Annotated in this window: 8 protein-coding genes; 1 reads left to right on the top strand and 7 read right to left on the bottom strand. The window is 40.2% G+C overall.

Features of this window, described 5'->3' with window-relative positions:
* On the top strand, nucleotides 1-1371 hold a 1371-nt coding region (locus ACXJIN_RS06645), incomplete at its 5' end, for a methyl-accepting chemotaxis protein (RefSeq protein ID WP_456400666.1).
* 459 nt (nucleotides 1372-1830) lie between these two features.
* Here the strand turns inward: ACXJIN_RS06645 and ACXJIN_RS06640 are convergent.
* From ACXJIN_RS06640 to ACXJIN_RS06610, 7 genes are read right to left on the bottom strand one after another with little or no spacing between them, the layout of a single operon-like run.
* Nucleotides 1831-2808 (bottom strand): DHH family phosphoesterase, encoded by a 978-nt coding sequence (locus ACXJIN_RS06640; RefSeq protein ID WP_456400664.1) that lies wholly within the window; start codon nucleotides 2806-2808, stop codon nucleotides 1831-1833.
* Between the two features lie 17 nt (nucleotides 2809-2825).
* Entirely contained in the window at nucleotides 2826-3107 is a 282-nt protein-coding gene (locus ACXJIN_RS06635) for a rod-binding protein (RefSeq protein WP_456400662.1), read from the bottom strand.
* Entirely contained in the window at nucleotides 3104-4117 is a 1014-nt protein-coding gene (gene flgI / locus ACXJIN_RS06630; RefSeq protein WP_456400660.1) for a flagellar basal body P-ring protein FlgI, read from the bottom strand. Before flgI ends, ACXJIN_RS06635 begins: the two co-directional genes overlap by 4 nt.
* A gap of 16 nt (nucleotides 4118-4133) precedes the next feature.
* Entirely contained in the window at nucleotides 4134-4745 is a 612-nt protein-coding gene (locus ACXJIN_RS06625) for a flagellar basal body L-ring protein FlgH (protein ID WP_456400658.1), read from the bottom strand.
* 1 nt (nucleotide 4746) lies between these two features.
* Entirely contained in the window at nucleotides 4747-5877 is a 1131-nt protein-coding gene (flgA, locus tag ACXJIN_RS06620; RefSeq protein ID WP_456400656.1) for a flagellar basal body P-ring formation chaperone FlgA, read from the bottom strand.
* A gap of 6 nt (nucleotides 5878-5883) precedes the next feature.
* Nucleotides 5884-6669, bottom strand: a complete 786-nt coding sequence (gene flgG, locus ACXJIN_RS06615) for a flagellar basal-body rod protein FlgG (RefSeq protein ID WP_456400654.1) — start codon at nucleotides 6667-6669, stop codon at nucleotides 5884-5886.
* 14 nt (nucleotides 6670-6683) lie between these two features.
* A complete protein-coding gene (locus ACXJIN_RS06610; protein WP_456400652.1) occupies nucleotides 6684-7385 on the bottom strand; it encodes a flagellar hook-basal body protein in 702 nt (233 codons plus the stop codon).
* Nucleotides 7386-7690 lie beyond the last annotated feature (305 nt).

Genomic DNA, 7690 nt, shown 5'->3' with positions numbered 1-7690 from the left:
GACAAAATGCTTCCCGATTTTCCTGGGAAGATCAAAAGTGATCTTGAAAAAGATGTCACTCTCTTAAACAAGATTGTCAATGACTCGTCAAATGCCGATTTAAAGAACTTTTCTTCTCAAAAATATGAGGCGTTTTCAAATGCCTTGAAAAGTTTAAATTCTTCCCTTTTAACCACAACACAAGCTTTGAGAAAGTCTCAAATAAACGAGATGAACATAATGCGTTTAACGATTATAATTCTGAGTATTGTGTCAATTGCGGTTGCTCTTCTCATAGCTTCGCTTATGGCTCGAAACCTTACAGCACCAGTAAAGAAATTATCCACACTCGTTGAAAACATGTCAAATGGCATTTTGAATATAGAAATGGATGTTGTTAAAAGCAAAGACGAAATCGGTGTTACTGCACGGGCGGTGGAAAAGCTGAGAGATACGTTGAAAGGCATCATAACCCATGCAAAAGATACGTCTACAAGCACGAAAGAATCCGTTAAAAAGCTTGAAGAGATAATTCGTGAGATATCCGAAGCTTTGAACGAGTCGGCACAGCAACTTGATTCATTGAGTAATGAAGTCACAGATAACAGTGCCTCACTTGAAGAGATAAACGCAAGCCTTGAGGAACTCGCGTCGAGTTCTGAAATGAACGCGAAAGCTGCACAAGAAATGGCCTCGCATGGTGATAAGATAGAAGAAGAAATAATGAACGATTACAAACTCATCCAAGAAAGTGCAGAAAGGGCAAATAAAACAAGAGAAATAAGCGAAAGCGCAAAGGAAAGCCTTAACAATCTTTATACCCTTTCAGAAAGCATTTCCACGATTATAGAAACGGTCAATTCCATTGCAGACCAAACGAATTTGTTAGCGCTCAACGCAGCAATAGAAGCGGCACGCGCGGGAGAAGCCGGAAAGGGATTCGCAGTTGTCGCGGATGAGATAAGAAAACTTGCAGAAGAAAGCGCAGAGGCAACTGGAAAGATAGGACAAACTCTCAATGAAGTTGGTCAAGAAGTTCATAAGTCTTTGGGAATAGTTCAACAAGCTGCGGATATGTCAAGCGAGACATCTGAAAGCGTAAAAGGGGTTTTGGAAAGCTTTGATAGGCTAAAAGAAATTCTCGAAAAACTTCAGCAATCGGTTCAAAGCGTAGCCGCAAGCACGCAAGAACAAGGCGCTGGTGCACAAGAAATGAGCGCGGGTTCAACGAAATTAGCAGATTTGTTGAGTAAATCATCAGAAGTGCTCCAACAATTGAACGGTAACTTTGAAGAGATAAACGCGAGCTTGGAAGAAGCGAGGGCTTCAGTAAAACCGGTAAGGGATTCTTCTGAAAGTCTGGACAAGCAGTTGAGCGTATTCAAAGTGTAAGCAATGAATTATTAAGAGCTTTTGCCATAAAGCACCATTACTGGGCATCTTAAAAGATGCCCAGCTTTTTTATCTCAAAATGATTCTTTTCAAAAAACGATTAAACCTCACCCTCGAAGTACTTGTCAGAATATATGAGCTCTCCGGATGAGGATTCAAATGAGGTTGAGAGGCACAGGACGTGCCGAGAAAGCGAAGCACTCATGGATGAGTGTCTGAGCGTGCCTCATATTTTGAATTAGGAAGGCGGAAAGAAGAGCGAATCCGTTCTGACATGACTTCGAAAAAATTGCTTTGATCGCTTGAAAAGCGGGTCTTAAATCAAAAAGTGTTGTTAAATGCTGCTTATATGTTTCCATAGAGAATTTTTGTAATGTCTCTTGTAATACTTTTCGTAATGTTCACGCACAACATGAGTAAAATGAGTGAACAATACAAAATAGAGTTTACGAAATTTGTCTAGTATTTCTTGAGGATTTCTTTCGTTTTAGCTATAACCTTTTCCATCATCTCTTCAAGTTTCACGCCTTTACAACTGCAACCAGAAGCACGTTCGTGCCCACCGCCGCCAAACGCCAAGGCTATTTCGCTCACGTCTACGTAATTTTTGGATCTGAAGGAGATATTCACTTGATTTTCCGGCCATTCTATGAAGAGAATGGCAACCTCTACACCATAAAGCGCCCTTATCTCTGAAACGAAGCCACCTGCATCTTCATCCGTGCAGTTGTTTCTCTTAAACATATCAGATGAAACGTGAGCCCATGCCAGCTTTCCATCTTCTTCCACTTTCAACGTGTTTATCATTTCAGACTGTAGCTTTATTTCGTTCAAAGTTTTGTGTTCAAGAACCGCAGAGGCTATGTGTTGGATGTTGGCACCGGCACCGACAAGCTCGGCAGCGTATTTGAAAACCTTTTGATCGGTATTTGAATACTTGAAAAAACCTGTATCCGTAGCAATGCCAAGAAGGTTTATTTCGGCCAATTCTGGAGTGTAATCTATGTCCAGCATTTTCCCAATTTCGTACACTATGACCGCCGTCGCGGCGTAATTAGAATCGTAAAAGTCGTATTCCCCAAATCCCACATTTGTTTTGTGATGATCCAGCGTTATGTCTGGTTTTCCATTTTTAAGAAGCTTTACGGAATCACCTATTCTGGATACTTCGGAGGCGTCTACCGTGATTGAAGTGTCGTACTTATAATCTCTTAAATCTTCCACGTTTTTTATCAAAGATACGCCCGGTATTTCTTTGTAAAACCACGGAATATTGTCAGCTATGCATCCCTCTGCATCTTTGCCAAGTTTCCGCATTATTGAAACGAGAGTTGCCACCGAGCTGATATCATCGCCATCCGGCTTTATGTGCCCCGTAACAAGCACTTTCTTTGCACTTTTCATTCTTTCAACAACTTCACTCAAAGATCTTAACATAGAATCATCTCCCACTCCTACTTTCTATATCCATTATTTGCAAGCTGACTTGCAATCATATCTGCCAATGGTTTCAAAGAGCTCTTTACAGATTCCTGGGCGTAAATATCCATCAGCCATTGCCTATACCATTTTTCAGCCTGGCTTTGTGGTATGAGAGATGATTCTAACACATTTTTCTGCATTTCGTCAAATACCTGTGAAACCAAGATGGCGGCAAATTGTTCGGCGACTTTTTCCACTTTATTTTTGCCACTTATATCTTTCGCATTTAAAAGGGATATGGGAGAAGTATTCACATTACCACCACATTTTGTTGAATTATTCCGGATTTGTGAAGGGATTCAATTATCGATATGATATCTTGAGGCGTTGCGCCCAAGGCTTTTAAAGCGGATATTAAATTCGTGATTGTATTTGTTGTGGTGTTTGTCCCTCCGGCGGATACCTTTCCATTCGTTACAGATATAGAGAAATTACCATAACTCATCGTGAAATCTGGAAGCTGTATGTCTCCTCCAAATACAATCGTTCCTGTCCTTTCATTTATCACTATTTCTTGAGGTATATTTGGCGTAACCTGTATTTGTTGAATCATTGCTAAAAAATCTATAAGGTTATCCTGAAAAACTTTTGGAACTTTCACGTCCACTGCGGCCGCGTCCTTGGCTTTTGCAATGGAATTACTGAATTTTCCATTTATCGCCTGTGCCACGCGTGCGGCGGTAACGAAATCTGGCTTGTTCAGTAAAAGTGTAACTGTGTTTTTCTTGACAATATTAGATGGTATGAGCTTTTGAACTATAGCACCATTTGGAATTGTGCCAACGAGTAAATATCTCTTTTGTAAAGAAGCGGATTGTTTAGTTTCAGCGCCACCAATCGACACATTTCCCTGCGCCACGGCGTAAACGTTTCCATCAGCACCGTATAATGGTGTTTGAAGTAGCACTCCACCCTGCAAACTTTTGGCATCACCTATGGATGAGACTGTTACATCCAACTTCATACCTGGATAATAAAATGGAGGAATATCCGCGGTAACCATCACAAGAGCCGAATTTTTAGACTTCAGTTCGGCTGCCGTTGTTACAACTCCGAAATTTTTCAACATGTTCGCCAATAATGTAGACGGGACCTGTCCGCTGTCTCCATTTCCATCTAATCCTACCACCACTCCAACTCCGAAAAGCTGGTTATCCATCGCGCCTCTTATCTTGGCTATATCTTCTATTCTGGCAACAGAGGTTGCAAAAATCACAGATGCCATTGCCAATAAGATGATTGCAAGAAAAAACTTTTTCAACATTTTCACTTCCCTCATCTCAGAACAAAACAGAAGATAAAGAATTGAAAATCCAGTTTATCCATCTATCCTGATTTACGCCTTGTTGAAAAATCAGGCTTCCATCGTACCAAATTTTCAAATCCGCTATTTTGGATGAATCTATCGTATTATCCTGAGATATATCGTTTGGATTGACAATTCCCTCTATTTGTACCTGTTTCATCGATTGTCCCACCTTAACTTCTTTAGAGCCTTTTATGTAAAAATTCCCATTGGGTTCTATTTTTGTGATCACGGCGGCTATTTGCGTGACGAACTGAGATTGATTTTTTGCCGTTCTTTTCGTAGTGTTTATATTTGGAGAAGAGTTAATGGGTATGAACTTCGACAGATCAAAATTGGTAACTGATTTAAGCAATCCCACAAGAACAGACAACAAACCTCCCTTGTAATCTGGATTGCTGTAGGAAAATGAAGCCGTTGTGTTATCGTAAACCATAACGTTTAAAGTGTCTCCGACTTGATTTGCCACTTTCATGGCAAAAAGTGACTTGAATTTCTTATCTTTAGACGTACTCCACAACGATGTCGACATCGCCATCGATGCGATTAAAGAGATTATAACAAAAATGAGTAACGCCTTTTTCATTTCACTCGCCTCCAGAGTAAATACATATCTTCGGGCCTCTTTCTATTGTGCCGTAAAGCATGTAACCATTGCTCACATTCCTTACGGCTATAACCTGTCCAACATTTCCATCTTGCATAGCCCTTACGAATGTCGTCACAGTCATTGTTGGGTAAGAAACGTAGGCTATCAATATTTCTCCTGTTAAAACATCGGGAGGAGTTTTTAACCCATTTAAAGATATAATTTGTCCCTTTCTAAAAGACCACATGCTTATCTTTCCCACACAGTACTTTATTGAAGTAGCGTAAGATGTAGAAGTTGCGTAAACATTCATTTTCTTAGTCGCAAGATCCTCATTGGATATCTTTTTGCCATAAGGAATGTACTTCCTTGCAACTACAACATCAGCGTAAAGAGATATCCTGTACTTCAAAATGGTCGAAAAACTTTTTCCACCTTTAAGAATAAAGTTAACGGGAACTTTTAACATGTTAAGAGACTCTTTAAAAGGTTTACCAACTTCTATTTGCACAAAATCAACCTTTGGAATTTCATTTACAAGGGAAAGAGATATTCCTTTTTTCATAAAACCAAGCACGACGCTTTTTATTCCATCAATACTATTACAGTTCCCAATTTTGGAAGTTTCAAAACCTACATTCACGTATGAATTTGTACCATTTCCTTTGAATTTCAAAAGCGCAAAGTGCTCTCCATTTATGTCTGAAATATTTTGGACTTCTACGGTGTACTTGTTTGTAGACAACTCTATCAATGGAAGTGTGGTTAAAAAAATCTCCCTTCCCATCTTTGATTTTATGGCATCGTGAATTTCTGATAAATTCACGGCAAAAGCTTTGGAAGATACCTTTATACTTTTGGATTTTTCAAAGACTTTTAACCATTTTATATCGTTTTGCGCTCTAATTTTGACGCTGTCTGCACTCAAAATGTAGCTACTTCCTGGTTGTGGTGCAAATGCGACTATGAACGCTTTTAACTTTTGAATTGACACTCCCTCGTACGTTGCAGCCAGATCGTAAAGCGTTACATATTGCCCCGTTACAGTCGCGCTCGATTTCAAGGTTAACGTTGATGAAAATGCCAGAGTTGCGAATATCACCAACAGAACGAACGCGATCTTCTTCAAATTACATCATCTCTTCAGAGTTGCCGCATCTTGCAGCATGGTATCGGATGTTTGAATAACCCTCGCGTCGAATTCGTATGCCCTTTGAGCGTTTATCATATCAACCATCTGTTGAATGACGTTCACATTTGACATTTCAAGATAGCCCTGCCTTAAAGCGCCGAATCCATCCTGGTTTGGAACTCCCTGAATTGGTTGACCAGAAGCCTGCGTGGCCGTGTACAAATTATCTCCTATGGCGTTAAGACCTGCGGGATTTAAAAACTTAACAAGCGTTATATTACCAACTTGTGTTGTGCTTCCATTTGCAGTTGTAACGCTCACCGTACCATTTGGGGCGATGTTTATAGATGTGGCGTCAGAAGGGATTACGATGTTTGGCACAACAACGTAACCATCAGATGTGACTATCCTTCCCTGCCCATCCAACTTGAAACTTCCATCTCTCGTGTAAGCTATTTGCCCACTTTGAAGCTGAACTTGGAAAAAACCGTCACCTCCTATGGCAATATCAAGTGGATTTCCGGTGGATTTTATGTTTCCAAGTGTAAACAATCGATTTGTCGCCACCGTTCTCACTCCGTGACCTCTGTACAAACCGGTAGGCGATTGAGTTGATTGAGAAGTTGGTGTTCCAGCGGTGAAAATGTCTTGATATGCCAGCGAAGCGAACTCAGCCCTTACCTGTTTATACCCCGTTGTGTTAACGTTGGCAAGGTTATTAGCTATGGTATCAAGCATGAATTGCTGAGCGTTCATTCCGGTTGCCGCAGTAGAAAGAGAACCTAACATTTACATCATCCTCCTTATCTTGGACTTCCTACTCTAAGGGCCGTTGAAAAAAGCGTGTCTTCTGTGGTTATTACCCTTTGAGAAATTTCGTAATGCCTGTACGCATTTATGAGATCCACCATTTGTCTGACGACATTTACATTGGACATTTCAAGATATCCGTTCAAAACTTTGGCGTCTGGTTTCAAGATGAATTTTCCGCTTTCCTTTGTTGGAACAAATGATGTGTCTCCAACTTTTTGAAGCTTTTCTTCATTTTTCACGTCAAAAACCGCTGGTTTTTCACCATTCAAAACGTTTACCGGTGTCAGTGATGCGTTTAACACTTCCCTGCCAAATTTATCGACCAAATAGCCCTGTTCTGAAACGCCAAAACTTCCATTTCTCGTGTAAAGAATTCTTTTTCCATCTCTTACGGCGAAAAAACCCCTACCTTCTATAGCGTAATCGAATTTTCCATGAGTCTCTTTTATCGTACCTTCTTGCATATTCGGCTGCACGGTATCAACAACAACTGCATTGTAGGTATCGCCAATAAACTTCTTTTTTTCAAATTCATTTGCTTCGTACAAAGGTCTTTTCATCATAGCCTTGAAAGATATCGAATCGGATTTGTATCCCGGACTGTTCACGTTTGCCAAATTGTTTGAAATGGTATCGACTTGCGCTTGTTCCACGAGCATTCCCATCGTGGCCGTGTAAAAGCCCGTATGCATTCACATCACCTCGTGATATTTTTCGATATACATCTTAAAACATCCTAATTTTTGAAAGAGTAAGATTCTATTTTTCCAAGTGCTTTGTAGCGTTGGTCCATAGATTGAGCATGTTATCACAGAAGTTAGTTTACCTTATTTACATTTTTATGTTACACATTAAAAAAAAATGTATGGTATAAGTCTATATGTGGGCAAAGAATAAAAGGGCAAAGGGCGGAGGAGTTCGCCTTAAAGCTTTTGAAGCCGATGACTCCTGAAAAAAGGAGTCGTTTTGTTTTTTGGGAGGTGGTGAAGAGGTGCAA

Source organism: Mesoaciditoga sp. (assembly GCF_054006115.1).
Note: the sequence above shows the minus strand (reverse complement) of the source record. Positions and strands in the feature narration are given on the sequence as shown.